23 protein-coding genes and 1 tRNA gene are annotated in these 26421 nt (G+C 71.5%); 14 read left to right on the top strand and 10 right to left on the bottom strand.

What is annotated here, in order from left to right:
- Positions 1–100: 100 nt before the first annotated feature.
- The 4 genes from AB0D27_RS36655 to AB0D27_RS36670 all read left to right on the top strand — a co-directional run bounded on the left by AB0D27_RS36655 (position 101) and on the right by AB0D27_RS36670 (position 3423).
- Positions 101–1342 carry a helix-turn-helix domain-containing protein gene (locus AB0D27_RS36655; RefSeq protein ID WP_362517382.1) on the top strand — a complete coding sequence of 414 codons (1242 nt, stop codon included), beginning with the start codon at positions 101–103 and terminating at the stop codon, positions 1340–1342.
- Positions 1343–1468: 126 nt separating this feature from the next.
- The gene (orn, locus tag AB0D27_RS36660; RefSeq protein WP_362517385.1) at positions 1469–2071 is read left to right on the top strand and encodes an oligoribonuclease; all 603 of its coding nucleotides are present in this window, start codon (positions 1469–1471) and stop codon (positions 2069–2071) included.
- Positions 2072–2177: 106 nt separating this feature from the next.
- A tRNA-His gene (locus AB0D27_RS36665) sits at positions 2178–2250 on the top strand.
- Between the two features lie 672 nt (positions 2251–2922).
- Entirely contained in the window at positions 2923–3423 is a 501-nt protein-coding gene (locus tag AB0D27_RS36670) for a GNAT family N-acetyltransferase (protein WP_362517451.1), read from the top strand.
- A gap of 405 nt (positions 3424–3828) precedes the next feature.
- On the opposite strand, the gene AB0D27_RS36675 is transcribed toward AB0D27_RS36670, so the two are convergent.
- Both AB0D27_RS36675 and AB0D27_RS36680 read right to left on the bottom strand, forming a co-directional pair.
- The gene (locus AB0D27_RS36675; protein ID WP_362517388.1) at positions 3829–4659 is read right to left on the bottom strand and encodes a serine/threonine protein kinase; all 831 of its coding nucleotides are present in this window, start codon (positions 4657–4659) and stop codon (positions 3829–3831) included.
- A 90-nt stretch (positions 4660–4749) separates the two neighbouring features.
- On the bottom strand, positions 4750–5805 hold the full coding sequence (locus AB0D27_RS36680) for a LacI family DNA-binding transcriptional regulator (RefSeq protein WP_362517391.1): 1056 nt from the start codon (positions 5803–5805) through the stop codon (positions 4750–4752).
- 417 nt (positions 5806–6222) lie between these two features.
- Here AB0D27_RS36680 and AB0D27_RS36685 point away from each other — a divergent pair, with 417 nt between their 5' ends.
- From AB0D27_RS36685 to AB0D27_RS36700, 4 genes are all read left to right on the top strand, one after another.
- Positions 6223–7548, top strand: coding sequence for an ABC transporter substrate-binding protein (locus tag AB0D27_RS36685; RefSeq protein ID WP_362517394.1), 1326 nt, complete (start codon positions 6223–6225; stop codon positions 7546–7548).
- Positions 7545–8573 (top strand): sugar ABC transporter permease, encoded by a 1029-nt coding sequence (locus AB0D27_RS36690; protein ID WP_362517396.1) that lies wholly within the window; start codon positions 7545–7547, stop codon positions 8571–8573. The genes AB0D27_RS36685 and AB0D27_RS36690 overlap by 4 nt, the downstream gene beginning before the upstream one ends.
- On the top strand, positions 8570–9466 hold the full coding sequence (locus tag AB0D27_RS36695; protein ID WP_362517399.1) for a carbohydrate ABC transporter permease: 897 nt from the start codon (positions 8570–8572) through the stop codon (positions 9464–9466). The genes AB0D27_RS36690 and AB0D27_RS36695 overlap by 4 nt, the downstream gene beginning before the upstream one ends.
- A gap of 118 nt (positions 9467–9584) precedes the next feature.
- Complete coding sequence (locus AB0D27_RS36700) at positions 9585–11012, top strand: GH1 family beta-glucosidase (RefSeq protein WP_362517402.1); 1428 nt, start codon at positions 9585–9587, stop codon at positions 11010–11012.
- A 63-nt stretch (positions 11013–11075) separates the two neighbouring features.
- Here the strand turns inward: AB0D27_RS36700 and AB0D27_RS36705 are convergent, their stop codons facing one another.
- The 5 genes from AB0D27_RS36705 to AB0D27_RS36725 all read right to left on the bottom strand — a co-directional run bounded on the left by AB0D27_RS36705 (position 11076) and on the right by AB0D27_RS36725 (position 16109).
- Complete coding sequence (locus AB0D27_RS36705) at positions 11076–11645, bottom strand: hypothetical protein (RefSeq protein ID WP_362517405.1); 570 nt, start codon at positions 11643–11645, stop codon at positions 11076–11078.
- Between the two features lie 123 nt (positions 11646–11768).
- The gene (locus tag AB0D27_RS36710; protein ID WP_362517408.1) at positions 11769–12005 is read right to left on the bottom strand and encodes a hypothetical protein; all 237 of its coding nucleotides are present in this window, start codon (positions 12003–12005) and stop codon (positions 11769–11771) included.
- A 227-nt stretch (positions 12006–12232) separates the two neighbouring features.
- Complete coding sequence (locus tag AB0D27_RS36715) at positions 12233–13708, bottom strand: cellulose binding domain-containing protein (RefSeq protein WP_362517410.1); 1476 nt, start codon at positions 13706–13708, stop codon at positions 12233–12235.
- Positions 13709–14031: 323 nt separating this feature from the next.
- Entirely contained in the window at positions 14032–15408 is a 1377-nt protein-coding gene (locus AB0D27_RS36720; protein ID WP_362517413.1) for a HAMP domain-containing sensor histidine kinase, read from the bottom strand.
- On the bottom strand, positions 15405–16109 hold the full coding sequence (locus AB0D27_RS36725; RefSeq protein WP_362517416.1) for a response regulator transcription factor: 705 nt from the start codon (positions 16107–16109) through the stop codon (positions 15405–15407). The genes AB0D27_RS36720 and AB0D27_RS36725 overlap by 4 nt, the downstream gene beginning before the upstream one ends.
- Before the next feature lie 132 nt (positions 16110–16241).
- Here AB0D27_RS36725 and AB0D27_RS36730 point away from each other — a divergent pair, with 132 nt between their 5' ends.
- Positions 16242–16757, top strand: coding sequence for a hypothetical protein (locus tag AB0D27_RS36730; protein WP_362517419.1), 516 nt, complete (start codon positions 16242–16244; stop codon positions 16755–16757).
- A 6-nt stretch (positions 16758–16763) separates the two neighbouring features.
- Here the strand turns inward: AB0D27_RS36730 and AB0D27_RS36735 are convergent, their stop codons facing one another.
- Together AB0D27_RS36735 and AB0D27_RS36740 are read right to left on the bottom strand one after the other, a co-directional pair.
- Positions 16764–17669, bottom strand: coding sequence for a fused MFS/spermidine synthase (locus tag AB0D27_RS36735; protein ID WP_362517422.1), 906 nt, complete (start codon positions 17667–17669; stop codon positions 16764–16766).
- Between the two features lie 83 nt (positions 17670–17752).
- Complete coding sequence (locus tag AB0D27_RS36740) at positions 17753–18190, bottom strand: hypothetical protein (RefSeq protein ID WP_362517425.1); 438 nt, start codon at positions 18188–18190, stop codon at positions 17753–17755.
- Between the two features lie 298 nt (positions 18191–18488).
- Here AB0D27_RS36740 and AB0D27_RS36745 point away from each other — a divergent pair, with 298 nt between their 5' ends.
- The gene (locus AB0D27_RS36745; protein ID WP_362517427.1) at positions 18489–20012 is read left to right on the top strand and encodes a hypothetical protein; all 1524 of its coding nucleotides are present in this window, start codon (positions 18489–18491) and stop codon (positions 20010–20012) included.
- Between the two features lie 19 nt (positions 20013–20031).
- Here the strand turns inward: AB0D27_RS36745 and AB0D27_RS36750 are convergent, their stop codons facing one another.
- Positions 20032–20628 carry a histidine phosphatase family protein gene (locus AB0D27_RS36750; RefSeq protein ID WP_362517430.1) on the bottom strand — a complete coding sequence of 199 codons (597 nt, stop codon included), beginning with the start codon at positions 20626–20628 and terminating at the stop codon, positions 20032–20034.
- 259 nt (positions 20629–20887) lie between these two features.
- Here AB0D27_RS36750 and AB0D27_RS36755 point away from each other — a divergent pair, with 259 nt between their 5' ends.
- The 4 genes from AB0D27_RS36755 to AB0D27_RS36770 all read left to right on the top strand — a co-directional run bounded on the left by AB0D27_RS36755 (position 20888) and on the right by AB0D27_RS36770 (position 26265).
- Entirely contained in the window at positions 20888–21889 is a 1002-nt protein-coding gene (locus AB0D27_RS36755; RefSeq protein ID WP_362517432.1) for a phosphatase PAP2 family protein, read from the top strand.
- Positions 21840–23198 carry a hypothetical protein gene (locus tag AB0D27_RS36760; protein WP_362517454.1) on the top strand — a complete coding sequence of 453 codons (1359 nt, stop codon included), beginning with the start codon at positions 21840–21842 and terminating at the stop codon, positions 23196–23198. The genes AB0D27_RS36755 and AB0D27_RS36760 overlap by 50 nt, the downstream gene beginning before the upstream one ends.
- On the top strand, positions 23189–24784 hold the full coding sequence (locus AB0D27_RS36765; protein WP_362517435.1) for a hypothetical protein: 1596 nt from the start codon (positions 23189–23191) through the stop codon (positions 24782–24784). Before AB0D27_RS36760 ends, AB0D27_RS36765 begins: the two co-directional genes overlap by 10 nt.
- A gap of 146 nt (positions 24785–24930) precedes the next feature.
- Positions 24931–26265 (top strand): AAA domain-containing protein, encoded by a 1335-nt coding sequence (locus AB0D27_RS36770; protein WP_362517456.1) that lies wholly within the window; start codon positions 24931–24933, stop codon positions 26263–26265.
- Positions 26266–26421: the final 156 nt, after the last annotated feature.

Below are 26421 nucleotides of genomic sequence, written 5' to 3' on the forward strand. Positions count from 1 at the left end.
CGGCTCCAGGCGGGCCCACTGCGCATCCGTCAGATCTCCACGTGCCACAACGCAAGATCATCCCACCTCAAGATCCACTTTCGACACACGCCCTAGCAGTATGAGCCACGACTCCACTGCCGCGCCGGAAGCCGCGGCCCGGAAACTTTCCGGGCGACGCCGCAAGGAGATCGTCGCGGTGCTGCTGTTCAGCGGCGGCCCCATCTTCGAGAGTTCCATACCGCTGTCGGTGTTCGGGATTGACCGCCAGGACGCCGGCGTGCCGCGCTACCGCCTTCTGGTGAGCGCCGGCGAGGAGGGCCCACTGCGGACCACAGGGGGCCTGGAACTCACCGCACCACATGGCCTGGAAGCGATCTCCAGGGCGGGCACGGTGGTCGTGCCCGCCTGGCGGTCGATCACCTCGCCACCACCGGAGGATGCGCTCGACGCGCTGCGCCGCGCGCACGAGGAGGGCGCCCGCATAGTCGGGCTGTGCACCGGCGCCTTCGTGCTGGCGGCGGCAGGGCTGCTGGACGGCCGGCCGGCCACCACCCACTGGATGTACGCACCGACGCTGGCCAAGCGCTATCCGTCGGTACACGTCGATCCCCGCGAGCTGTTCGTGGACGACGGCGACGTACTGACATCGGCGGGTACGGCGGCCGGAATCGACCTCTGTCTGCACATCGTGCGGTCGGACCACGGCAACGAGGCGGCGGGCGCGCTGGCCCGGCGCCTGGTGGTCCCTCCGCGCCGGAGCGGCGGTCAGGAGCGCTACCTCGATCGGTCTTTACCGGAGGAGATCGGCGCCGACCCCCTCGCGGAGGTCGTCGCCTGGGCGCTGGAGCACCTCCACGAGCAGTTCGACGTCGAGACGCTGGCGGCACGCGCGTACATGAGCCGCCGCACCTTCGACCGCCGGTTCCGCTCGCTGACCGGGAGCGCTCCCCTGCAGTGGCTGATCACCCAGCGGGTGCTGCAGGCGCAGCGTCTGCTGGAGACCTCCGACTACTCGGTCGACGAGGTCGCGGGCCGCTGCGGCTTCCGCTCGCCGGTCGCGCTGCGGGGTCACTTCCGGCGTCAGCTCGGTTCGTCCCCGGCCGCGTACCGGGCGGCGTACCGCGCCCGCAGGCCGCAGGCCGAACGGACGTCGGACCCGGACGGCCCGCCGCCAACGGCCGTGCACCAGGAGAGCGCGGGACCGGGACCGGTCCCGATGCAGACCCGCCGCACGGCAGCGGCCGGCACCCTGGGCCCGGCCACGTCGTCCGCGTCCCTGCGCCCGGATCCGGGCAAGGACCGCCCGGAACTGTACGCGGCGGGCAGGCCGAGCCTGCCGGGCCAGCGGAGCGCGCCGTAGTACGGCCGTAGGCCGACGGAAGGGGGCTCGCACCTTGGGGTGCGGGCCCTCTTCCGTACGGGCGCGGCGCTGCCCCGGGCGCATGGGCGGGTCCACCCGGCCGGATCGGGCCGTAGGGTGACACACATGAACGATCGCATGGTGTGGATCGACTGCGAGATGACCGGGCTCTCGCTGTCGGACGACGCGCTCATCGAGGTGGCCGCGCTGGTCACGGACTCGGAACTGAACGTGCTCGGTGAAGGGGTGGACATCGTGATCCGCCCGCCCGACGCGGCGCTGGAGACGATGCCGGACGTGGTGCGCCACATGCACACGGCCTCCGGTTTGCTCACCGAGCTGGCCGCGGGCACGACCCTGGCGGACGCCGAGGAGCAGGTCCTCTCCTACGTACGTGAGCACGTCAAGGAGCCGGGGAAGGCCCCGCTGTGCGGCAACTCGGTCGGCACGGACCGCGGCTTCCTGCTGCGTGACATGCCGACCCTCGAGGACTACCTCCATTACCGCATCGTGGACGTCTCCTCCGTCAAGGAGCTGGCCCGCCGCTGGTACCCGCGGGCGTACTTCAACAGCCCGGAGAAGAACGGCAACCATCGCGCCCTGGCCGACATCCGCGAATCCATCGCCGAGCTGCGCTACTACCGCGAGGCGATCTTCGTCCCGCAGCCCGGCCCCGACTCGGACACCGCCCGCACCATCGCCGCGAAGCACGTCCTGCCCGCCGAATAGGCCTTTGACGGGGCCCTGCCGGGCCCCCGTAAAAGCCGTGCGCGAGCACCCCTTCGGACCCTGTACACTTTTTCTCGGCCGGTCAGGGAAACCAAGACCGGTCGTGGTGGGTGTAGCTCAGCTGGTAGAGCACCTGGTTGTGGTCCAGGATGTCGCGGGTTCAAGTCCCGTCACTCACCCTCATCGAATCAGCCGGTGACCTGTTCAACAGGTCACCGGCTGATCGCGTTCCGGGGGCAGGCCCACGGGGCGGTGGAAGGATCTCCGGCGTGGAATTCTCCGAGGTGGTCCAGGGCTGGGCCCTCCTCGCCCTGCGCGATCCCGCCGACCGCGCTGGTTTCTGGCCGTTCGTGCCCACCCGTGTCGAGAACACGCCGACCCCGCAGGACGCTCCGCTGGTCGTGGTGCCGCTCGCCCCCAAGGCGGCCTGTCTCGAACGCTGCGCCGAGCCGGACAAGGGCTGGGAGGACCGTGCCGAGGCCCGCTGGCCGGCGCCGTACCGGTACGTCGACACCGGAATGGCCGCCCTCCTCATGCTGCCGAGGGCGGTCGACGAGGATTTCTGCGCCTGCTTCCTCGGCATCACGCCGGAGGCGGTCGACGAGGGACTCGGCGCCTGCTTCCTCGGCATCACGCCGGAGGCGGTCGACGAGGGACTCGGCGCCTGCTTCCTCGGCATCACGCCGGGCACCTGGGCCCCTTCCGCGCCGAGTTCGGCATCCCCGAACGAGTACGACCCCATCAGCGGGGTCACGGTCGCTACCGGGCCGAAGAACTGCCCGCACAAGGCGCCCGCATCGCCGAACGCCGTCGCGGCACCGCCGAAGTCGTCTCTGAGGGGCACGTCGCACATGATCAGCATCCAGCCCATCGACACCGCCCGCCTCTCCCTCCTCCCTCTGCGGGTGGAGCACGCCGAGGAGATGGCCGTCGCACTGGCCGACCCCGCGCTGCACGCGTTCATCGGGGGCGCCCCGGCCGCTCGCGACGCCCTGCGCGCCCGCTACGAGCGGCTCGTCGCGGGCTCCCCCGACCCGGCCGTCTCCTGGTGCAACTGGGTGCTGCGGCTGCGCGGGGAAGGGTGTCTGGTGGGGACGGTCCAGGCGACGGTCAGCGATGAACAGGCCGAGATCGCCTGGGTGTTGGGAACGTCGTGGCAGGGACGCGGGCTCGCCAAGGAGGCGGCGCACGGCCTGACCACCTGGCTGACGGCGCGCTCCATCCACACCGTCATCGCCCACATCCACCCCGCCCACCGTGCCTCCGCAGCCGTCGCCAGAGCGGCCGGCCTGACCCCGACCGACCATCACCAGGACGGCGAGCTCCGCTGGGAGCTGACGGCACCAACCTGACGCCACACGCGCCAGCCACCGCCACAAGCCCGACCGCCCGAGCCCCGCAGCACGTCCACCTCACGACACACGCCAACCGCCGCTACGAGCCTTGCCCTCACGCGCCCACACGCCAACCGCCGCTACGAGCTTTGCCCTCACGCGCCCACAAGGCGACAGCCGCCGAAGCCCGACCTCACACGGCCCACAGCACGTCCACCGACCGCCACGCGGCAGCCGCCTGTACGGGCCTTACCTCGCCACGCGGCAGCCGCCTGTACGGGCCTTACCTCACGCGCCCGCCACGCGGCAGCCGACGGTACGGCCCCGACGTCAGGGGGCAACGCGGCACGCGGCAGCCGCCGGTACGGCCCTGACGTCACGGAGCGCGCGGCGCGCGGCGGACGACGGTGCGGGTCCGTACCGTCACGCGGTTCGCAGTGTGTCCGCCGCGCGCCACGCCGCCGCGAAGCGGTGGACGTTGGCGAAGCGGTCGTCGGGGGCGGGGAACGTGGCCCGTTCGACGACCGCGAGCTGCTCCGGGGTGCCTCTCCAGGCGCGTTCCTCGTCGCCCGCGTCGAGGAGGAGGCGGGCGGTGCGGCCCAGGGTGAAGACGGTCGTACGGGTGTCGATGACGGCCCCCCGGACGAACTCCTCGGGGGCCATGAAACGCCGGGAGCCCGGCAGGCGTTCCTCGTCCACCACGAACGGCCCCGGCCGGTACTCGTCGAGGTCGACCAGATGCGCCACGTGGCCGGCGAAGTCGTACAGGAGCGCTCCGTCGTAGAAGTCGACCGCGACATGGCCGGCCGCCTCCACGGCGAGATGCGCGTCCAGGACACGGTCGAAGGCGTGCAGCACCCGGGCGGTGGGCAGGGCGCGGAAGCGGGCCATGGGGCTGCCCGGGCTCGTACGGTCCCGGGGGCCGCGCACGGTGGCGTGGTACAGCACCTCGCCGTCCCGCCAGGGCATCACCACCGCCCAGCCGCCGCCCCGTACGGCGATCCGGTGAACCTGCGGGACGATCGCCGTATGCCGTACGCAGCGGTGGAACGTCCAGCCGCGCTCCAGCGACCGCCGGGCGCGGTCGGTGACCGCCTCCTTGACGAACCAGCGCGCGCCGTCAAGCAGCCGCACCCCGTACGAAACGCACCCCGAGTCCTGTTCCCGGAACGCCTTGAACACCTCGCCCACCCGGCCCAGGTACGGCTCCACGGCGGGCACTTCATCGACTCCCAGCAGGGGATGGAGGACCATACCCGCCAGCGTGCCCTACCAGGCTGCCGCCATGTGGAGAGAAGCCGCAGGCCAGGCCTTCCGCGACGCCGAGTTGACGAATGGCTGGCTCTACGACGACGCCCGCACCATCAGCTCCGCGGGCAGGACCAGCTGACGCTTCTCCAGGCCCCGGGAGACCGCCGGGCGGCGGTCCGCGATCTCGCCGAGGAGGAGGTCGATCATCGCGCGGCCCATCTCCTCGATCGGCTGGCGGACGCTGGTGAGGGGCGGGTCCATGTGGCGGGCGATGGCGGAGTCGTCGTAGCCGATCAGCGCCACGTCGTCCGGTATGCGGCGGCCCTCCTCGCGCAGGACCTGGCGGGCGCCGGCCGCCATGACGTCGGAGCCGGCGAAGACGGCGTCGAGGTCGGGGCGGCGTTCCAGCAGAAGGCTCATCGCGCGGCGGCCGCCCTCCTCCGTGAAGTCGCCGGGGACGATCAGCCGGTCGTCCACCGGGCGGCCCGCGTCGCGCAGCGCCTCGCGGTAGCCGTCGACGCGGCGTTGGGCGCCGTAGACGTCGAGGCGGCCCGCGAGGTGGGCGATCGTGCGGCGGCCCCGGGCGATCAGGTGCTCGACGGCCGCGCGGCCTCCGCCGTAGTTGTCGGAGTCCACCGACGGCAGCGTCTCGTCCGCCGAGCGACGGCCGCTGATCACCGCCGGGATCTCCAGCTGGGAGAGCAGGTCGGGCAGCGGATCGTCCGCGTGGACGGAGACCAGGAGGACACCGTCCACCCGGTGGGCCGCCAGGTACTGGGCGAGTCTCTGCCGCTCCCGGTCGCTGCCCGCGAAGATCAGCAGCAGCTGCATCTCGGTCTCGGAGAGCTCGGCGCCCACGCCCCGGAGCATGTCCGAGAAGTACGGTTCCGCGAAGAAGCGGGTCTCCGGTTCGGGGACGACCAGGGCGATCGCGTCCGTGCGGTTGGCCGCGAGGGCGCGGGCGGCGGTGTTGGGGACGTAGCCGAGTTCCGCGACGGCGGCCTCGACGACGGCGCGGGTCGCGTCGCTGACCCGGGGGGAGCCGTTGATCACCCGGGACACCGTGCCGCGGCCCACTCCGGCCCGCGCGGCGACCTCCTCGAGGGTCGGCCGCCCGCCGCTCCGGCCCCGCGCTCCGTGGCCTGCCATGGTCCGCCTCCCTCACGCCGCGTTGGCCTGGAATCTAACAGTCCCGTCTTCGGGTGGTGGCCGCCCGGATTCCCCGGCGCCGGCCGCCGGGGGTTGATTTCGCCCCCGCCGCCCCTACCCTTCCGGTACCTGGGGACAGCCGCCCCCAGCCCCCCGCTGTCACGCTCGTCCTGAAACTCCGGACGGCCCGAAACCTCTTAGCTAACAGGCCGATAACTGAACGCACCTCTCCGCGCCCCCACCCTTGACACCCCCGCGCGGACCGACGACTCTTCAACACATCACCTGTGGGAGCGCTCCCACGGTACCTGACACATACACATCCCGCACGTTCCCCGCCCGAGCCGCAGCGAGAACCAACGGGCCCAACAGAGCAGTTGGCCGGGGGGTCGGCACGTCAGGCAACAGGAGGACGCAATGCGCACGAGTACCCGCCGGTCCCGCAGGCTGGGGGCCCTCGCGGCCGTCGCCGCGCTGACCACAGGGCTGCTGGCCGGCTGCGCCAACGACTCGAACGACGGCTCGTCGAACTCGGACGGCGGCGGTGGCGGCAAGGGCAAGACCACGCTGACCATAGGCACCTTCGGCGTCTTCGGCTACAAGCAGGCCGGCCTCTACGACGAGTACATGAAGCTGCACCCGGACATCTCCGTCAAGGAGAACGTCACCACCCGTACCGACGTGTACTGGCCCAAGACCCTCACCCGCCTCCAGGCCGGTTCCGGCACCGACGACATCCAGGCGATCGAGGTCGGCAACATCACCGAGGCCGTGCAGACGCAGGCCGACAAGTTCGTCGACCTCGGCAAGGACGTCGACAAGTCCCAGTGGCTGGACTGGAAGACGGCACAGGCCACCACCAAGGACGGCAAGACGATCGGGCTCGGCACCGACATCGGCCCGATGGCGATCTGCTACCGCAAGGACCTGTTCCAGAAGGCCGGTCTGGAGACGGACCGCACCAAGCTCGCCGCGCAGTGGAAGGGCGACTGGACGAAGTACGTCGCCCTCGGCAAGGACTACATGAAGAAGGCGCCGAGCGGCACCAAGTTCGTGGACTCCGCCGCCTCCGTCTTCAACGCGGCCCTCGGCGGCGAGAGCCAGCGGTACTACGACAAGGACGGCAACGTCATCTGGGACAAGTCCACGGGCGTGAAGAAGTCCTGGGACACCGCGATGCAGGTGGCCACCAGCAACATGTCGGCGAAGCTGAAGCAGTTCGACCCGACGTGGGACCAGGGCTTCGCCAAGGGCACCTTCGCGACGGTGGCCTGCCCCGCGTGGATGATCGGCTACATCGAGCAGAAGTCCGGTGACTCCGGCAAGGGCAAGTGGGACGTGGCGGCGGCCCCGACCGCGGCCAACTGGGGCGGCTCGTTCATCGGCGTACCGACGGCGGGCAAGCACCAGAAGGAGGCCGTCGCGCTGGCGAAGTGGCTGACCGCGCCCGAGCAGCAGGCGAAGGTCTTCGCCAAGCAGGCGAGCTTCCCGTCGACCCCGTCGGCGTACGCGAACCTGAAGCCGCAGGCCGACACCACGGCGTACTTCTCGAACGCGCCGATCACGCAGATCTTCTCCGACTCGGCGAAGACCATCCCGACGCAGGTCTTCGGCGCGAAGGACCAGCCGATCGGCACCGCGATCACGGACGTGGGCATCCTCCAGGTCGAGCAGAAGGGCAAGACCCCTGACCAGGGGTGGTCGGCGGCCTCCAAGGAGATCAAGGACGTGCTCGGCCAGTGACCAGCTCCAAGCAGGCTCTCGCGCAACCCGCGCCGAGTGCCGACGCCGCGCCCGGCTCACAGCCGGGCGCGGCGCGGGGCGCTCACGGTCGCGGTACGCCGCCGCCGGGCACGAGTTCCTGGCGCAGCCGGCTGTACCGCTGGGACATGAAGGCCTCGCCGTACGCCTTCATCGCCCCCTTCTTCATCATCTTCGGAGCCTTCGGGCTCGTCCCGCTCCTCTACACGGCCTGGTACTCGCTGCACAATGTGCAGCTGTCCGCACTGGACCACCAGACCTGGGCGGGCCTGGACAACTACAAGAACCTGTTGTCCTCGGACTTCTTCTGGAACGCCCTGCAGAACACCTTCACCATCGGCCTGATCTCGACCGTGCCGCAGTTGCTGATGGCGATCGCTCTCGCGCACCTGCTCAACTACAAGCTGCGCGGCTCGACCGTCTGGCGGGTCGTGATGCTCACCCCGTACGCCACCTCGGTGGCGGCAGCGACGCTCGTCTTCACCCTGCTGTACTCGTGGGACGGCGGCATGATCAACTGGCTGCTCCACTTCGTCGGGGTCGACCCGATCAACTGGCGTGAGTCCGACTGGGGTTCGCAGTTCGCCGTCTCCTCGATCGTGATCTGGCGGTGGACCGGCTACAACGCGCTGATCTACCTCGCGGCGATGCAGGCGATCCCGACCGACCTGTACGAGTCGGCGGCGCTCGACGGCGCGGGCCGCTGGCAGCAGTTCCGGCACGTGACCATTCCGATGCTGCGTCCGACCATCCTGTTCACGGTGGTCATCTCGACCATCGGGACGACCCAACTCTTCGGCGAGCCGCTGCTGTTCGGTGGCGTCAGCGGCTCGAAGGGCGGCTCCGGGCACCAATACCAGACGCTCGGCCTGTACATGTACGACCAGGGCTGGATCATCGGCAACCTCGGCAAGGCGTCCGCGATCGCCTGGTCGATGTTCCTGATCCTGCTGATCGTCGCCGTGATCAATCTGCTGTTCACCCGACGGCTGAGGAAGTCCCAATGACCACAAGTGAACTGACGTTGCCCCAGGGGCGCGAACGTCGGGGCTTCCGGCGCATGCGGGTGCTCGGCGCGGGCAAGCAGCTGCACGCCGGCCCGCTCAGTTATGTCGTGCTGGCCCTCTTCGCGCTGGGCTCGCTGGCCCCGCTGGTGTGGACGGCGATCGCGGCCTCGCGTAACGACCAACGCCTCGCGCAGACGCCGCCACCGCTGTGGTTCGGCGGGAACCTGTTCAAGAACCTGCAGACCGCCTGGGACCAGGCCGGGCTCGGCACCGCCATGTTCAACAGCACGGTCGTGGCCGGGACCATCACGGTCGGTACGGTGCTGTTCTCCACGCTCGCCGGATTCGCCTTCGCCAAGCTGCGGTTCAAGTTCTCCAGCACCCTGCTGCTGCTGACGATCGGGACGATGATGATCCCGCCGCAGCTGGCCGTCGTACCCCTGTATCTGTGGATGAGCGACCTGCAGTGGTCCAACCATCTGCAGACGGTCATCCTGCCCACCCTGGTCACCGCCTTCGGCACGTTCTTCATGCGGCAGTACCTGGTGCAGGCGCTGCCCACCGAGCTGATCGAGGCGGCGCGGGTGGACGGTGCGAGCAGTCTGCGCGTGGTGTGGCACGTGGTCTTCCCGGCGGCGCGGCCCGCGATGGCGGTTCTGGGACTGCTGACGTTCGTGATGGCGTGGAACGACTTCCTGTGGCCGATCATCGCCCTCAACCAGCAGAACCCCACCGTGCAGGTCGCCCTCAACTCGCTGGGCACCGGCTACGTACCCGATCAGGCCGTGATCATGGCGGGCGCGCTGCTCGGCACGCTGCCGCTGCTCATCGCCTTCCTCCTGTTCGGCAAGCAGATCGTGGGCGGCATCATGCAGGGCGCGATCAAGGGCTGACCCCTCTTTCTTCTGGGGGCCGGGTCACCGCCGCCCCGGCCCCCTTTCCGCACCTTCTCCCTCTCCCTCCCCCCTCCTTCAACTGTCGGTCTCCACGACCTCCCATGGGAGCGCTTCCATGCCTGAGCCCATTACCCCCGTGACCTTTCCTCCCGCCTTCCTCTGGGGCGCGGCGACCTCCGCGTACCAGATCGAGGGGGCGGTGCGGGAGGACGGTCGCACGCCCTCGATCTGGGACACCTTCAGCCATACGCCCGGCAAGACGGCCGGCGGCGAGAACGGTGACGTGGCCGTCGACCACTACCACCGCTACCGCGACGACGTGGCCCTGATGGCGGAGCTGGGCCTGACGGCGTACCGCTTCTCGATCTCCTGGCCGCGCGTGCAGCCGACCGGACGCGGCCCCGCCGTGCAGCGCGGCCTGGACTTCTACCGCCGCCTCGTCGACGAGCTCCTGGCCCACGGCATCAAGCCCGCCGTCACCCTCTACCACTGGGACCTGCCGCAGGAGCTGGAGGACGCGGGCGGCTGGCCCGAGCGGGACACGGCGCTGCGTTTCGCCGAGTACGCGCAGATCGTGGGCGAGGCGCTCGGCGACCGCGTCGAGCAGTGGATCACGCTCAACGAGCCATGGTGCAGCGCCTTTCTGGGGTACGGCTCCGGGGTGCACGCTCCGGGCCGTACCGACGCGGCGGCGTCACTGCGGGCCGCGCACCACCTCAACCTGGCGCACGGCCTCGGCACGTCCGCGCTGCGCTCCGCCATGCCCGCCCGCAACTCGGTCGCGGTGAGCCTCAACTCCTCCGTGGTCAGGCCACTTTCACGGACCCCCGCGGACCTGGCGGCGGTGCGGCGCATCGACAATCTCGCCAACGGCGTCTTCCACGGTCCGATGCTGCACGGCGCGTACCCGGAGGACCTCTTCGCGGCGACGGCGTCGGTCACGGACTGGTCGTACGTTCTGGACGGCGACCTGGCCGCCATCAACCAGCCGTTGGACGCGCTGGGCCTCAACTACTACACCCCGGCGCTGGTTTCAGCGGCCGACGCGTCCCCCGAGGCGCCGCGCGCGGACGGCCACGGCGCGAGTTCGTCCTCCCCGTGGCCGGGGGCTGACGACGTCGCCTTCCACCAAACCCCTGGCGAGCGTACGGAGATGGGCTGGACGATCGACCCGACGGGCCTGCACGACCTGATCATGCGCTACACCCGGGAGGCTCCGGGCCTGCCGCTGTACGTGACCGAGAACGGCGCGGCCTACGACGACAAGCCGGACCCGGACGGCCGCGTGCACGACCCCGAGCGGGTCGCCTATCTGCACGGCCACCTGTCGGCGGTCCGCCGCGCCATCACCGACGGCGCGGACGTCCGCGGCTACTACCTGTGGTCCCTGATGGACAACTTCGAATGGGCGTACGGCTACGGCAAGCGCTTCGGCGCGGTGTACGTCGATTACGCCACGCAGGCGCGTACGCCGAAGTCGAGCGCCCTGTGGTACGGGCAGGCGGCGCGCACGGGGACGCTGCCGCCGGCGACGGCCGAATAGCCGAGGGGGGCGGGGCGGGGCGCGGCACCTGAAGGGGGTTGCCGCGCACCGACTCGGGATTTCCTACGAGGAGTAGAGCTCGGTCATCTCGGTGATCTTGTTGTCGGCGCCGACCGCGACGTCGTAGAAGTTCATGCCCCAGCAGTCGCTGGTGTCCGCCGAGGCCTGCCCGCCGTCGTACGACGTGCCGTTCGGGTCCGCGCAGGTCTTCACGTGGGCGATCCCGCCGCCCTGGGCGGTGAGGGCCTTCTGCTTGCCCTCCTTCTTACTGATGACCGTCACCTTGGTGTCACCCGAGGCGATGGAATACGTCTTCAGGTCACCGACCGGCTGATAGGAGGCGCCGGCGTCCGACTTCGGGTCGCAGTACCTCTTGGCGTCCTTGGCGATGACGTTGTTCATGGCGCCTTCGACGTTTTTGACCCAGATGACCTTGTGGCCCTCGGCGAGGGTGGGGCAGGATCCCGGGTCGGCGACGGCGGAGGCGCTCGCGCTGGGGCTGGGGTTGGGGTTGGGGCTGGCAGATGCGCTCGGGCTGGAGCTGCTGCCACCGACTCTGCTGCCACCGGCTCCGGTGTCGTCGGTTTCGCCTGGCTGACAGGCGGTCAGCGTCAGCGCCGCGGAAACGAGCACGGCAGTGGTAAGGGCATGGCGGATGGAAGGCACTACTCCCCCGAGTGCTGCGGCCTGGGCTCAGACGCCCGGGCGATGGCCGAAGAAGGGCCACCCTATAGCCGTGAGCAGGAACGAGACTTGCTAGGCGACGCCGACGTCCGCGATCTCCTTGGCCAGTCGGCGGGCTCGCAGCGCCTTGTTCACGGTGTGGATGCGTATGGCGGTGAAGAGGACAACCGCGGCACCGATGCCGGCCATGGCCCACTCCCCGTCCCGGACAGCCGCATAGAAGAGAAAACCGCTGAAGAGAACGCCGAAGACAATGAGCAGCGGCTCGCGGACCCAGAACGGGAGGACACGGATGATCAATCCAAGCATCCGGCCACTTCATCAGGTCCATGCCAGGCACGCTGTGATGGAGCCCACAATTCCGGCCCCAGAAGTCCACTTCCGCCACTACACCCCCACATCGTCTCGCGCGGCCCGCGCGCGGTCCGGGTCCTCCTCGCATGAAGCGCGCCCCGACCGGGTGGGGGGTGATCCGGTCGGGGCGCGCTCCCCCGTGGGGGAGGGGCCTACTTGGCGTGAGCCGTTCGCCGTGAGGCCTAGTTGAAGGCGCCGAACGCCTTCGAGAAGGCGCCCGCGTCCTGGACGATCGAGCTGCATGTCGCGTCGGCGGAGTTCTTCGCGCCGCCCGAGCACTGCTTGTCGCGGGTGGCGGACCACATGGAGAGCCAGCCGAGGCCCTTGGACTTGGCGAAGGTCACCAGCTGCGAGGCGTCGTCGACCTTGAAGATCTCGGACGACACGTCGTTGACACCGATCATCGGGGTGAGGGCGACGGCCTTCCACGCCGCGCTGTCCGAGAGCCCGAGGACACTCTTGACCTGCGCCTGCGTCGCCGTGGCGGCCTGCTCGGCATACGTGCCCATGTCACCGTTGTACGAGGGCCCGTAGTCCATCGCCATGATGTTCACGGTGTTGATCTTGACGCCGTTCGACTTGGCGTTGGACAGGAGGTTCACGCCGTCCTGGGTCAGGCCCTCGGGCATCACCGGGAGCGTGAAGGACACGTCCAGGTTCGGGTGTTGCTGCTGGAGCTTCGCGATGGCCTTCGCCCGGTTCGTGTTCGCGGTCGTGTTGGGCAGCGCGCCGCCCTCGACGTCGAAGTCGACCTTCGTGAGGTTGTACGCGTCCACGGCCTTCCCGTACGCCGTCGCCAGCGCGTCGGCCGAGGAGCAGGTCGTCGCCAGCTCCGAACCGGAGGCCCCGCCGAAGGAGACCCGGACGTCGCCGCCCTTGGCGCGCAGGGCGCCGATCTGCGACGCCACCCCGTCACTGGCGAGGTCGCTCACACCGCCCCACTTGGGCGTACAGCCGCCGCCGTCGGTGATGAAGGCGAGGTTGTAGTTCTTCACCCCGGTGGCGGTGGCACTGCCGACCAGGTCGAAGGCGGGGTACAGGGAGGTGTCGACATAGGGCGCGAAGCCGGCGCTGCTGGTGGTGCCGTTGCCGGAGCTCTGCGTGGGGGAGGGGGTGGCGGTCGGGGTCGGGGTCGCGCTCTGCGAAGGGGTGGCGGTCGGGGTCGGCGTCGCCGTGGGGGTCGGCGTCGCGGTCTGCGTCGGACGACCGCTCGGTTCGGGCGTCGCGCCGTCGTCCACGGAGCACTTGGTGGTGTCGATGAGACAGCCCGTCGGGTCGGCGGTGCCGTTCACGACGAAGCCGACGGTGACGGACTCGCCGGTCTTCAGACCGTCCTTGTCCCAGGACGGCGGCTTCACGGTGACGTGCTGTCCGCTCACGCTCGACTCGCCGTTCCACAGCGAGCTCAGCTTGGCGCCGGACGGCAGGTCGAACTCCAGCGTCCAGTCCGCCTTGGCCTGGTCGCTGTCGTTGGTGATGACGTACTGCGCGGTGTAGCCCGTCGACCAGTCACTGGTCTTGGTGTACGCGGCGCCGACGCCGGCCGCCTGTGCGGTGCCGGTGAACAGGAGGGCGCCACCGCCGACCACGGCCGCGGCGACGATGCCGCCTATCGCCTTGTTCCTGCCACTGACCTTGCGCCGGTGCGTGCTGCTCATCGCGTGCCTGCCTTCGCGGTTTCACGGGGGGTGGGTGCGGCAGCACGCTAGCGATCCGGAATCGGGCAAACCGCTTCAACCGGGCGGGGGTTGAGGATCTTAGGGTGCGCTTAAGGAAGGGATCGGGGCGGGTTAAAGGTAGAGACCAATTTGGGGGCGGAAATCGCCGCGGAGCGGTGCAGGAAGTCACCGCGGACGAGCGCAGGGAGTCGCCGCGGAGCGGTGCAGGAAGTCACCGCGAACCGGCGCAGGAAGTCACCGCGGGCCAGCGCAGGGAATCACCGCGAACCGGCGGAGAAGGCGTGCCCCCGGGGCGGTCGGCGTCAGCGAACGCCAACTCCGCGGCGTCGGCGCCGTACCGTCCCCCGATGCCCCCGCCGAAGCGGCGCCCGCCCATCCAGCTGAATCCAGATCCGCACCTCGGTGCCACCGAGCACCGAGGACCCGATCCGCACGTCCCCGCCCGTCGACTCCGCGAGCCGGCGCACGATGTCGAGGCCGAGCCCCGTGGACCCGTCGCTCCCGGACCCGCGCCCCCGCGCCATCGCCGCTTCCGGGTCCACGATCCCCGGCCCCGCGTCCGACACCAGCACGATCACGGCGTCCTCGCCGTTGTGCACGTCGACCGCGAAGGCCGTGCCCTCGGGCGTATGGCGGAAGACATTGCCGAGCAGGGCGTCCAGCGCGGCCACGAGATCGGCGCGGGCGACGGGTATGCGCACCGGCCGGTCGACCCCGGCCACCCGCACCTTGCGTCCCTCGTCCTCCGCGAGCGCCGACCAGAAGTCCATCCGCTCGCGGACGACTTCGGAGGCGTCGCATCCGGCACCGACGCCTATCGCCGCGGTCTGCGGCTTGGCCTCCCGGGCGGTCCGGATGATCGTGTCGACCTCGCGCTCCAGCTGCGCGACGGCGGCCCGGGTCTGCTCGGCGGCCGGTCCGTCGCCGAGCAAGGCCGTGTTGAGGCGCAGCACGGTCAGCGGCGTACGCAGCCGGTGGGAGAGGTCGGCGGCCAGCTCCCTTTCGTTCGCGAGGAGTTGGACGACCTGGTCCGCCATGGAGTTGAAGGCGACGGCGGCCAGCCGCAGTTCGGTGGGCCCCTCCTCAGGCACGCGTGATCCGAGCTTCCCCTCCCCCAGCTCGTGCGCGCCCTCGACCAGGCGCTGCGCGGGCTGCACCATCCGTACGCCCAGCCGGTCGGCGACCGCGACGGAGCCGATGATGAGCGCGACGCCGACCGCGGCGAGGACCGCCCAGGCCGTGCCGACGCCGTTGCTGACCTCGGACTCGGGGACGTACACCTCGGCGACGGCGATCTCACCGGAGCTCAGCGCGACGGGCTGGAGCAGGGTGGAGCCGCCAGGGACCTCCGTGGTGGAGGCCCGGCCCAGCTTCCGGGTGGTGGTGATGTCCTTGTCGGCGGCGCGCTGCCGGCCGATGTCGACGGCCTTCGTCCCGTCACTCGCCGGTATGTGTACGGCCATCCCGGAGTCGGAGGCGGCGGAGGCGACGACCTTCTCCAGCTGGTCCCGGTCGGTGGTGATGGAGAGGGCGGGCGCGATGGCGGCGGCCTCCCGCTCGGCGTTCGAGAACGCCCTGTCCCTGGCCATCTCCTTGATGACGAGCCCGAGGGGGACCGCGAAGGCGACCACGACCATGGTCGTCACCGCCACGCACACTTTGACCAGCGCCCACCTCATAGCGGCGGCTCCACTCGCGGCGGCTCCAGCTTCACGCCGACTCCCCGCAGGGTGTGCAGATAGCGTGGCCGCGCCGCCGTTTCGCCCAACTTCCGCCGCAGCCACGACAGATGGACGTCGATGGTCTGATCGTCCCCGTATGCCTGCTGCCACACCTCGGCGAGCAGCTCCTTGCGGGGTACGACGACGCCGGGCCGCCCGGCGAGGAAGGCGAGCAGGTCGAACTCACGCCGGGTGAGATCGAGCCGTACGCCGTCCAGCTCGGCCTGGCGCCGCAGCGGGTCGATGGCGAGCCCGCCGACCCGGATGACCGTCGACGAGGGCGCGTCCCCCGCGCTCGACCGCGAGCGGCGCAGCACCGCCGCCATCCGCGCCGACAGGTGCTCGACCGAGAACGGCTTGGTCAGATAGTCGTCCGCGCCGTCGTTGAGCAGGCGGACGATCTCCGTCTCGTCATCCCGCGCGGTCGCGATGATCACCGGGACGTCGGTGATTCCGCGCAGCATCTTCAGCGCCTCGGACCCGTCCAGATCGGGCAGACCGAGGTCGAGAATGACGACGTCGAAGGAGAAATGAGCGACCTCGCGCAGCGCCTCAAGGGCGGTGCCGACACTGCGCACGGTGTGCGCGGCATCGGTCAGATGCCGGATGAGGGCTGAGCGTACGAACTGGTCGTCCTCGACCACGAGCACACTTGCCATGGGCGGCACCGTACGCCATACGGGCGAGCCGCTCCGGGGCCTGTGGACAACTCGGGCGGCATGGATGTGGACAACCCGGAGTGTGACCCGGCCATGAGACACCCGTGGGGCTGGTGGTGCAGTATGGCCGCGATGCGCAGAGGTCTCATACACGTACTGGCTTGGTCGCTCGCCACGGGCGCGGCGGTCACGCTGTCGTGGTGGGGTGTCCACACGGTGATGACGGGGACGGCGTACGACCCGCCGCGCGCCCTGCCCATCACGGCGGGCGACGCGACGACGCAGGAGTCGAAGCCGCTGGCCTCCTCGACCAGTCGTCCCGGGCCGTCCGGGAGCGCCTCGAAGAAGCCCGCGAAGAGGCCGAATCCGAGCCCGTCGCCCTCGAAGCCGGCCGCCCCGAGCACCAGCCCCTCGTCGACCGTCTCCGGCCAGGTCAAGAGCTACGACACCGACGGCGGCCGGGCGGTCTTCGATCTCGGCGAGGCGTCCGCGACGCTGGTGTCCGCGACGCCGGACGCGGGCTGGTCGATGCAGGTGTGGAAGACGGAGACGTGGATCCGGGTGGAGTTCACCTCGGGCGCGAACCGGGTGTCGGTGATCTGCACGTGGCACGACGGGCCGCCGCACGTCGAGATCGGCACGTACTGACCCCGGTCAGCGGAAGACGGAGGGCGGCGGCGCCGGTGACGCCACCGCCGCCGCGTCCGTGACCGGTGTCGCGCCTCCGGTGAAGTCGGCGAGCTGCTTGCCGTGTTCGACCCGTCCGGGGTGCGGGTCCGAGGCCGCGCGACGGGTCAGTTCCGCGACGGGCAGCGGGTGGTCTGAGGCTGCGAGGACCGCGTTTCCGAAGCGTTTGCCGCGCAGCACCGTCGGGTCGGCGACCAGGGCGAGTTCGGGGAAGACGGCGGCCACGGTGGCGATCTGGCCGCGCAGGTGGGCGAGCGGGGGGCCGTCGGCCAGGTTCGCGGCGTACACACCCCCGGGCTTCACCACCCGTCGTACGTCCGTCACGAACTCGACAGACGTCAGGTGGGCGGGGGTGCGCGCCCCGCTGAACACGTCCGCGATCACCAGGTCCGCCCAGCCGTCGGGCACCTTGGCGAGACCTTCGCGGGCGTCCATGGAGCGCACCCTGATCCGGGCGCCGGGATCCAACGGCAGTTCGCGCCGGACCAGTTGGACGAGCGCGGCGTCACGCTCGACGACCTGCTGGGTGGAGCGGGGACGGGTCGCGGCGGTGTAGCGGGCGAGGGTGAAGGCGCCGCCGCCCAGGTGCACGGCGTGCACGGGCTTGCCGGGCGGGGCGACGAGGTCGATGACATGGCCGAGGCGGCGCTGGTACTCGAAGCTCAGATACGCGGGGTCGTCGAGGTCGACGTGCGACTGCGGGGCGCCGTCGATCAGCAGGGTCCAGGCGCGTGCCCGGTCCCGGTCGGGCATCAGCTCGGCGAGTCCCCCGTCGACCGGCTCGACGACGGCCTCGGCCGCCCCCGGCCCGCGCCGAGCGCCCCGCCCCGTCTCACGGCCGTCGTCCGACCGCTTGTTCCTCGCCCTTGCCATCCCGCCATTATCTGTGAGATCAGCCCCTGCGGCGTTTGAGGAGCGGGGTCCGGGGAGGCGTCCCGGGCAGGCGGTCCCGGGGCTCACTGGCAGTTGTCCGCGGCCTCGATGAGCCGCGCCGCCTCTCCGAGGGCGGCCCGCAGCACGGCGGGGTCGGTCGCCAGGTCCGCCTCGCCGGGCGGCAGCAGCCAGTCCGAGCCCTCGACCGGCGGCTCGGGGGCGAGGCTCAGGCCGCGGCCGTTGGTCTGCGTACAGGTGCTGCCGGGCACGTCCCAGGCGTCCGCGGTGCCGGGCGGCACCAGGAAGCCGAGGGTGTCGCAGCCGTCGTCGTGGAGCACGGGTCCGACGGCGTCGCAGGATCCGCGGCGGAGGATGTCGACCGCCTCGAGTCCCTGCCGGGCCGGAACGGTCACCAGGTCGCAGTCGGCGACCGGCTGCGGCGGGGCGCTGCACTCCGGGGACGGCCTGTTCTGCGCGGTCGACAGCGATGTACGGAACTCGGTGCTCTGCCTGGTCTCCATCCCGGCCTCCAACGGAACCCCTCCTCATGACGAGTGGGTCGGGAGTTCGGGCGGCTCCCGGTCCGCAGGGTTAAACGCGCCAGGACGTCAACGGCTACGGCGTAACACCGCCGCAAAGGATGGCAGTTCATGGCAGATCGTGGATGAGATATCCGGTTTGTAGCCAAACCCAGCGTGGCGGCGTTGTCACAGCAGGTACGTTCTTGCCGCGCCGGGCCCAGGGCACCCACAGGGCACAACCCCGGGTAATCCGCCCCGAGTCCGGCATGGTTCGACGGTTCGCAAGAGAGGGCCCGCCATGGCGTCGTCAACGGTGACCTCGTCCCAGTCCCCCCCGCCGTCGCGGCCGAACCTCGCCTTCCGGCGGGTGCGCGGACAGCGCTCGCCGGGCGAGTTCGCCGCGGCGGTGCGGCGGGCCGCGCGCGAGATCGGCGAGCGGGTCAGCTGCGACGCGCGCTACATCGGGCGCGTCGAGGCGGGCGAGATCCGCTGTCCCAACTACGCGTACGAGCGGGTGTTCCTGCACATGTTCCCCGGCCGCACGCTGACCGACCTCGGTTTCACTCCCCGCTCATGGGTACGCGGACGCGGGGCGCGTGGCACGGACGAGGCGCCCCCGGTGCACTCCACGAGCCTGTTGCCCGCCCCGCATGAGATGGAGGGGGCGCACGAGACGTATGAAACGCCGGACCCGCACCACACCCCGATCCCGTACGACGCGCACGAGCCGCATGACCCGCACCACACGTGGGACCCGTGCGACCCGTGCGAGGACCACGATCAGAACCACGAGGAGAGCGACGTGCAGCGTCGCGCATTCATGACCGGAGGCACCGCCACCGTGGCGGCGGCCTCACTGGGGCCCTTCACCGTCGCGCTGGGCGGCAGAGCCGCGGCCGCCGACCGGCGCGTCCACCGGGCGGGTACGTCCGAGGCGGGCGCCCTGGAAGAGGCCGTACGCCAGATCCGGCTGCTGGACGACCGGCACGGGGCCGACGGCCTCTACCGGCGCGCGGCGGCACCGCTGCGGACGGCGTACGCGCTGCTCGACGCGGGCACCACCCGGAAGGCGACCACCGACCGGCTGTACGCGGGCGCGGGGGAACTGGCCATCTCGGTGGGCTGGTTGGCGCACGACTCCGGGCGCTTCGACGACGCGCGCTCGCACTACGCGGAGGCGCTCGCCACCTCCCGTATGTCGGGCGACCCGGGTCTGGAGGCGCACGCCTTCTGCAACACGGCGTTCCTCGCGCGCGACGCGGGGCGCCCGCGCGAGGCCGTGCGCGCGGCGCAGGCGGCGCAGCGCGCCGCGCGCCCCCTGGGCTCCCCTCGCCTGCTCTCCCTGCTCGCGCTGCGCGAGGCGGGCGGCTGGGCGGGGCTCGCCGACCGCAAGGGGTGCGAGCAGGCGCTGGCGCGCGCGCAGGCCCTGTACGAGCGGGGTCCTTCGGAGACGGACCCCGAGTGGATGACGTTCTACGGAGAGGCCGAGTTGGAGGGTCTCGAGGCGCAGTGCTGGTCCACGCTGGGCGACTGGCCCCGGGCGGCCCGCCACGCGCGCCGCGCCGCCGAGCTCCAGGACCCGCACTTCACCCGCAACATCGCCCTGTACACCGCCGAGCTCGCCGACGACCTCGCGCGTGGCGGCCGCCCCGACGAGGCTGCCCTCGCCGGACTGCGCGTCCTGGACCTGCTGGGCGAGGTCCAGTCGTCCCGCATCCAGACCATGCTGGCGGGAACGGCCCGTGTCCTGCTGCCGCATCGCAGGGCGTCGGGTGTCTCGACGTTCCTGGAGCGTCACGCGAGCATGCCGCGCATGGCGTGAGGAACGCCGTGCGCGCCGGTTACGAGGTCAGGTGCCCGCAGTCGTTCCACGTCTCGATCGCGGGCTCTGAGTAGGCCCAGCCGAGCACCGACAGAGAGGTCGGGTTGAGGCGGACGCGGGCCGCGAAGTCGAGAGGGAGGCCCAACCAGCGGGCGGCTATGGAGCGCAGGATGTGGCCGTGCGCGAAGACCAGCACATCGCGGTCCTCGGCACGGGCCCAGGCCACGACCTCGTCCGCGCGCGCGGAGACCTGTTCCAGTGTCTCGCCTCCGGGGACGCCGTCGCGCCAGATGAACCAGCCCGGGCGGATCCCCTGGATGTCGGCCGGGGTCATGCCCTCGTACGCGCCGTAGTCCCACTCCATGAGCGTGTCCCAGGTGGTCGCGCGCTCCCCGAACCCGGCGAGTTCGCACGTCTCACGCGCGCGTGCCAGCGGACTGGTGCGCACCTCCACCCCCAAGAGCCCGTCCAGGGGCGGCCGGTGGAGCCGCTCGCCCAGCAGCTTGGCCCCGCGCCGGCCCTCCTCCAGGAGCGGGACGTCGGTCCTGCCGGTGTGCTTGCCGGACAGCGACCATTCCGTCTGTCCGTGCCGGGCCAGCAGGATGCGCGGTGCCATGAAGAAGTGCCTTTCCGGAACGAGGGACGAGCCGACAGATACGGATGCGGGGTCGTTGGACCCGGGTGCGGAGTCGGTCAATCCATCATCGCTCACCGCCCGGTCGGGCAACCCGGCGGGCGATCTCAGCGTCTTTGAGGACCGGGGGGCGCCCCTTCAGGGCGTTCACATACACCGTAAAATCCGAGGTGACCACGCATCGTCGTCAGCAGACTGCAGACTGTCGGGTCACCGCAAGCAGATGGGGGAGGGCGATCGGATGCCGCAGACCGATGCACCGCGCACCGAGGCGGCACCGCCCGCCCGGTATCGCCGGTGGACCGACCTGCGCAACTCCGCGGCACCGCACGCCCGGCTTCGCTGGTGGACCGAGCTGCCGCTGATCGTGCTGGTGTACGCGTCGTACTCGGCGGGCCGGCTGCTCGCCCGCGGCGACACCTCCAGCGCGGTCGACCACGGCCAGGGCATCCTGAGCGTCGAGAAGTTCTTCCACCTCAACGCCGAACACCCGCTGAACCGGCTGTTCACCCGCGAGGCCTGGCTCGGCGTGCCCGCCGACTTCTGGTACGCGTCCCTGCACTACCTGATGACGCCCGCGATCCTGATCTGGCTCTTCCGCTCCCGGACCGTGCGCTACCGCGCGGCCCGCACCTGGCTGATGACCTCCACGTTCATCGGCCTGATCGGCTTCACCCTGCTGCCGACCTGCCCGCCCCGACTGCTCTCGCCCGGCCACGGCTTCATCGACACGATGGCCCAGTACAGCTCGTACGGCTGGTGGGGCGGCGAGGCGAGCGCGCCGCGTGGCCTGGGCGGGATGACCAACCAGTACGCCGCGATGCCGAGCCTGCACGTCGGCTGGGCGCTGTGGTGCGGAGTGATGCTGTGGCGGTACGGCCGCACGCCCGCCGCCAAGGTCGCGGGTGTCGCGTATCCGCTGTTCACCACGATCGTCGTGATGGGAACGGCGAACCACTACTTCCTCGACGCCGTCGCGGGTGCCGCGGTGATGGGGGTCGGTCTGCTGCTGACTCCGTTCGTGATGCGGCTCGCCGACCGGATGAGGATCCTGCTGGGCGCCCGTTTCCCGTGGGTCGTGGGTATCTCGCGGGGCGCGGGTTCCTCCATTGTCAGTGCGGGGTGCCAGACTTCCGCGGGTGAGCGAATTCCCCGACAGCGCGAGTCCCGCACCGGACCGGGAGCCGAGCCGGGTGCCTCCCCCACGGACGCGGGGGACGGCGCTGCGGCAGCGGCTCGCTGACCTGCGCGGCCCGGACGTACCGCCCAAGGCCCTCGACGCGCGCGCCCTCGCGGCGCTCGCCGCGAACCCCGGGTGTGAGCGGCGCGCCCTCCTCGACGGCGCGGGCGTCGACAAGGCGGGGCTGGCCGACGCGCTCGGTTCGCCGTCCGCCTTCGGGCAGTCGCAGTTCGCCTTCATGCGGGGCAACGCGTTCGAGGCGCGGGTCAAGGCCGACGGCGGCGCGGAGCTGCTGCGGCTCGTGCACGAAAAACTGGACCCCGGCGCCGAGCCGCCCACCGCCGGTGTCGTGCCCGACCTGAGCGCCGTCGGCCCGGAGGGACGCGCGGCCCGTACGGCGCTGGCGCTGCGAGAGGCCACCGCAGCCGGCGCCTGGACACTGCTCGACCACCCCATGCTGGCGCTCGACGTCGCGGGCTCCGCCGCCTTCCTGGAGCCGGACGCGGTGGTCGTGCACCCCGACGGCAGCTGGACGGTCGTCGAGATCAAGTCCTTCCCGATGCTGGACGGTTCGGCGGACCCGGCGAAGGTGGGCGCCGCCGCCCGCCAGTCCGCGGTGTACGTCCTCGCCCTGGAGGAGGTCGCCGCGCACCTCGGCGCGGAGCCGGAGGGGCGCGCCGGTGTCGAGGGGACATGGGGGTCCTCCCGCTCATGGGGGTCTCCCCGCTCATGGGGGTTCCCCCGCTCGAGCGAAGCCGAGAGTGGGGGAGAAGTCGAGAGTGGGGGAACGCGGAGGCCCGAAGGGTTGAGCACGGTCGTGCCCTCGGCACCGGCTGAGGCGCCCCGGAGGCGGAGCGCCCAAGACGGCGCCCCCGCCCCCGAGGTCCGCCACCGCGTCCTGCTGGTCTGCCCCAAGGACTTCTCCAACCTGCCGACCGCCTCCGCCGTCGACATCCGCAAGCAGCGCGCGGTCACCCGCCGCCAGCTGGCCCGCCTCACCCGGGTCGAGGACATCGCCGCCGCCCTCCCCGAGGGCACCTGCTTCGCCCCCGGCCTCCCGGCCGAGAAGCTGACAAGCGCCGTCGAGTCGGTCCCGGCGACCTACGCCCCGGAGTGCCTGTCCGCCTGCGAACTGGCCTTCCACTGCCGCGACCGCTCACGCGCCCAGGGCGCGGTGACGTCCTTGGGCCGCTCCCTGCGCGCCGAACTGGGCGGATTGACAACGGTGACCGACGTACTGGCGGCGGCTCACGGCGAGACGGGTGACCCAGACGATCCGGCGGTCGCGACGCTGCGGAGAGCGGCGCGGCTGCGGGCCGAGGCGTTGCGGACCGGGGCGCCGGGAGTCCAGGAGGCGGCCGTATGTCGCTGATCGCCACCCTCGCCCGGCTGGAAGCCGTCGAGAGCGGGCGGGCCCAGCCCGCCGCGACCGTGCGGCACCGGCATCTGTCCGAGCGGCCGCTGGTGTTCGTGCCGCTGACCACCGCCGGTGAGGCGGGCGCCCCGCTCGGAGCGCTCGTCGGCACCGACCGGGACGCGCCCCGGCTGCTGGTCGTACCGCAGCCCCGGGACCGGGATCTGCGGTTCGCGTTCCTCGCCGAGCTGGCGGATGTGGTCCTGCCGTACATCGACTCGTTCGCGGACGTGGTCGAGGCGGCCGAGCGCAACGAAACGGATCCGGAGACCGGCAAGCGGGTCAAGGTCGAGGTCGAATTGTGCGCGGACGCGCCGCAGTTGATCGTGCCGAGCCGCGCGGGCATCGAGTTCGTACGGCTGCTCGGGCGCTCCACGCGTTTTCGGCGCACCGCCGAGCAGGATCCCGAGGCACCGCATCCGGCGCCGGCGCGCGTGCCGTTGCTTGGGCGGTGGCTGACGCACTTCGGGGAGCGGGCCCGGGTGCCCGGCTCCGCGCTGCTGCTCGCCCTCACCGATGTGCTGTCCCGGCATTGGGCCACCGGACAGAGCAGCCTGGAGGACCAGCACCTCGGCGCGCTGCTCGCCTGGATCGACCCGCCGGACGGCGAGTCGGGCGCGCGGGCCGCGCTGCGGGCCGAACTCGAACGGGACGCGCGCGGACAGCTGGTCTGCCCGCCCGCCGGACCCGCCACCGACCCCGCCTTCGACAACCGGCTGCTGGCCCCCGCCATCGAGCGCTACGACCGCGCGCGCACGGCGCTCGCCGCCGCCGAGGACGGCATCGAGGCGGACAACCGGCTCGGCCGGCTCACCGACGCCGAGCGGGACATCCATGCCCTCGTCGCGAGCATCACCCGGCCCACCTGGGACGCGGTGTGGCGCGGACTCGACCTGCTGCGCGCGCTGCCCGAGGGCGCGCACGCCGCCGACCGGTGGACCCGGGACCGCTGGTCGTTCACCGGCCACCGGGACCGCGTCGTCGCGGGTGAGCCGCCTCAGCCGCGCCGCGACGACGCGGTCACCGCGGCGAACAAGCTCGCCACGCGCGAGCGCGAACAGGCCCGTCTGGAAGCCCAGGAGGCCCTCGACGACCCGCTGGTGATGGCCGGGCGGCGACTCGCCGGGGAGGCGTTCGCGGGCGAGGTCACGGATGCCGTGATGGCGTACAGCGAGGGCAAGCGGCCCAGTCCCCGTCCACTGGTGACCGTCCGCACCGACGACCGCCCGCACCTGGGGGAACGGGCCAGGGTCTACCGGTCATTGAGCGGGAAGCCGCAGGCCGCGGAGTTCGTGGGGTACGAGGACGGGGGCGCCTCGGTGGTGCTGCGGATCGTCGACAAGATGGGCCGCGGCAAGGAGCCCGAGGCCGGGTCCGTGCCGGAAAAGGGTGACCTCGTCTGCTTCACGCTCTTCGAGCACGAGCAGCGGGGCGGCGCGAAACTGCCCGACCCGGAGGAGACACCGTGGACGCACGGCGGGCCGCCGGGTGAGCCCGACGCCCTGCCCCTGCCGGACCCGTTGACTGAGGAGGACGTCCTGTGACCGCCGCCTTCGACCCGGGTACCGACGCGACCGCCCCGACCGCCTCCATCGACGCGGATGCAGACGCGACCGCCTTGACCGCCGCCATCGACGCGGGTGCTGAAGCCACCCGCGCGACCGCCGTGACCACCGCCGTGACCACCGCCATGACCACCGTCTTCGATCCCGGAGCCGAAGCCACCCGCGCCACCGACGCGATCCTGCGCGACACGCTGCACGGCACCGACCGCGGAGTCGTGGTCGACTCCCCGCCCGGTGCCGGAAAATCCACCCTCGTCGTCCGGGCGGCACTCGAACTCGCCGCCGCCGGGCGCCCGTTGATGGTCATCGCGCAGACCAACGCCCAGGTCGACGACCTGGTGCTGCGGCTCGCCGAGAAGGACCCGGAGCTGCCCGTCGGGCGGCTGCACAGCAGCGACACCGACCCGTACGACAAGGCGCTCGACAGCCTCGACAACGTACGCAAGTCCACCAAGGCGGCCGACCTGGCGGGCCTCGACGTCGTCATCTCGACCGCCGCAAAGTGGGCCCACGTCAAGGGCGTCGAGCCGTGGCGGCACGCGATCGTCGACGAGGCCTACCAGATGCGGTCGGACGCGCTGCTGGCCGTGGCGGGGCTCTTCGAGCGGGCGCTGTTCGTCGGCGATCCTGGCCAGCTGGACCCGTTCGCGATCGTGGGTTCGGAGCAGTGGGCGGGACTGTCGTACGACCCGTCGGCGTCCGCCGTGACGACACTGCTCGCCCACAACCCCAAGCTGCCGCAGCACCGGCTGCCGGTGTCCTGGCGGCTGCCCGCGTCCGCGGCCCCGCTGGTCTCGGACGCCTTCTACCCGTACACGCCGTTCCGTAGCGGAACGGGCCACGGTGACCGGCGGCTGAACTTCGCCGTCGTCTCGGACGGTTCGGGCGCCGACCGCGTCATCGACGAGGCGGCGGAGGCCGGTTGGGGACTGCTGGAGCTGCCGGCCCGGCACACGCCGCGTACGGACCCCGAGGCGGTGCGGGCCGTTGCCCAGGTCGTACGGCGACTGCTGGACCGGGGTGGCGCGGCCACGTCGGAGCGGGCGGAGGAGCCGGTGCCGCTGACCGCCGACCGAATCGCCGTCGGCACCGCGCACCGGGACCAGGCCGCGGCGGTACGGGCCGCGCTGACGGACCTCGGCGTCGCGGACGTCACCGTCGACACGGCGAACCGGCTTCAGGGACGCGAATTCGATGTGACGGTGGTGCTGCATCCGCTGTCCGGGCGGCCCGACGCGACGGCGTTCCACCTGGAGACCGGGCGGCTGTGCGTGCTCGCGTCCCGGCACCGGCACGCGTGCATCGTGGTGTGCCGGGCGGGCGTGACGGAGCTGCTGGACGACCATCCGTCGACGGAGCCGGTGCAACTGGGAGTCACGGTGAAGTTTCCGGATGGTTGGGAGGCCAATCACGCGGTGTTGTCGCTGTTGGCGGAGCATCGGGTGGTGTGGCGGCCGTAGCGGCAGGTGTGGCGGCCGTAGTACCGGGTGCGGCGGACGTAGCGGCAGGTGGGCGGACGTAGCACCCCTGCCCGGGTCGGCGCAGCGGGCCCACTTGCGCGGACGGGGGACAATGGACGGTGGCCCACCCGCCCCACGCCCGGCTTCACCCGCGCA

Origin of the sequence: Streptomyces sp. NPDC048415 (assembly GCF_040651675.1) — a bacterium.
In the GTDB taxonomy this organism is placed as follows: Bacteria; Actinomycetota; Actinomycetes; order Streptomycetales; family Streptomycetaceae; genus Streptomyces.

Coding starts and splice junctions, on each gene's coding strand:
- AB0D27_RS36670 (WP_362517451.1), top strand. CDS start 2,923: ATGATCAGCATCCAGCCCATCGACACCGCCCGCCTCTCCCTCCTCCCT.
- AB0D27_RS36730 (WP_362517419.1), top strand. CDS start 16,242: ATGCGCAGAGGTCTCATACACGTACTGGCTTGGTCGCTCGCCACGGGC.
- AB0D27_RS36745 (WP_362517427.1), top strand. CDS start 18,489: ATGGCGTCGTCAACGGTGACCTCGTCCCAGTCCCCCCCGCCGTCGCGG.
- orn (WP_362517385.1), top strand. CDS start 1,469: ATGAACGATCGCATGGTGTGGATCGACTGCGAGATGACCGGGCTCTCG.
- AB0D27_RS36765 (WP_362517435.1), top strand. CDS start 23,189: ATGTCGCTGATCGCCACCCTCGCCCGGCTGGAAGCCGTCGAGAGCGGG.
- AB0D27_RS36695 (WP_362517399.1), top strand. CDS start 8,570: ATGACCACAAGTGAACTGACGTTGCCCCAGGGGCGCGAACGTCGGGGC.
- AB0D27_RS36700 (WP_362517402.1), top strand. CDS start 9,585: ATGCCTGAGCCCATTACCCCCGTGACCTTTCCTCCCGCCTTCCTCTGG.
- AB0D27_RS36740 (WP_362517425.1), bottom strand. CDS start 18,190: ATGGAGACCAGGCAGAGCACCGAGTTCCGTACATCGCTGTCGACCGCG.
- AB0D27_RS36750 (WP_362517430.1), bottom strand. CDS start 20,628: ATGGCACCGCGCATCCTGCTGGCCCGGCACGGACAGACGGAATGGTCG.
- AB0D27_RS36680 (WP_362517391.1), bottom strand. CDS start 5,805: ATGGCAGGCCACGGAGCGCGGGGCCGGAGCGGCGGGCGGCCGACCCTC.
- AB0D27_RS36715 (WP_362517410.1), bottom strand. CDS start 13,708: ATGAGCAGCACGCACCGGCGCAAGGTCAGTGGCAGGAACAAGGCGATA.
- AB0D27_RS36725 (WP_362517416.1), bottom strand. CDS start 16,109: ATGGCAAGTGTGCTCGTGGTCGAGGACGACCAGTTCGTACGCTCAGCC.
- AB0D27_RS36655 (WP_362517382.1), top strand. CDS start 101: ATGAGCCACGACTCCACTGCCGCGCCGGAAGCCGCGGCCCGGAAACTT.
- AB0D27_RS36675 (WP_362517388.1), bottom strand. CDS start 4,659: ATGGTCCTCCATCCCCTGCTGGGAGTCGATGAAGTGCCCGCCGTGGAG.
- AB0D27_RS36685 (WP_362517394.1), top strand. CDS start 6,223: ATGCGCACGAGTACCCGCCGGTCCCGCAGGCTGGGGGCCCTCGCGGCC.
- AB0D27_RS36735 (WP_362517422.1), bottom strand. CDS start 17,669: ATGGCAAGGGCGAGGAACAAGCGGTCGGACGACGGCCGTGAGACGGGG.
- AB0D27_RS36770 (WP_362517456.1), top strand. CDS start 24,931: ATGACCACCGTCTTCGATCCCGGAGCCGAAGCCACCCGCGCCACCGAC.
- AB0D27_RS36710 (WP_362517408.1), bottom strand. CDS start 12,005: ATGCTTGGATTGATCATCCGTGTCCTCCCGTTCTGGGTCCGCGAGCCG.
- AB0D27_RS36720 (WP_362517413.1), bottom strand. CDS start 15,408: ATGAGGTGGGCGCTGGTCAAAGTGTGCGTGGCGGTGACGACCATGGTC.
- AB0D27_RS36755 (WP_362517432.1), top strand. CDS start 20,888: ATGCCGCAGACCGATGCACCGCGCACCGAGGCGGCACCGCCCGCCCGG.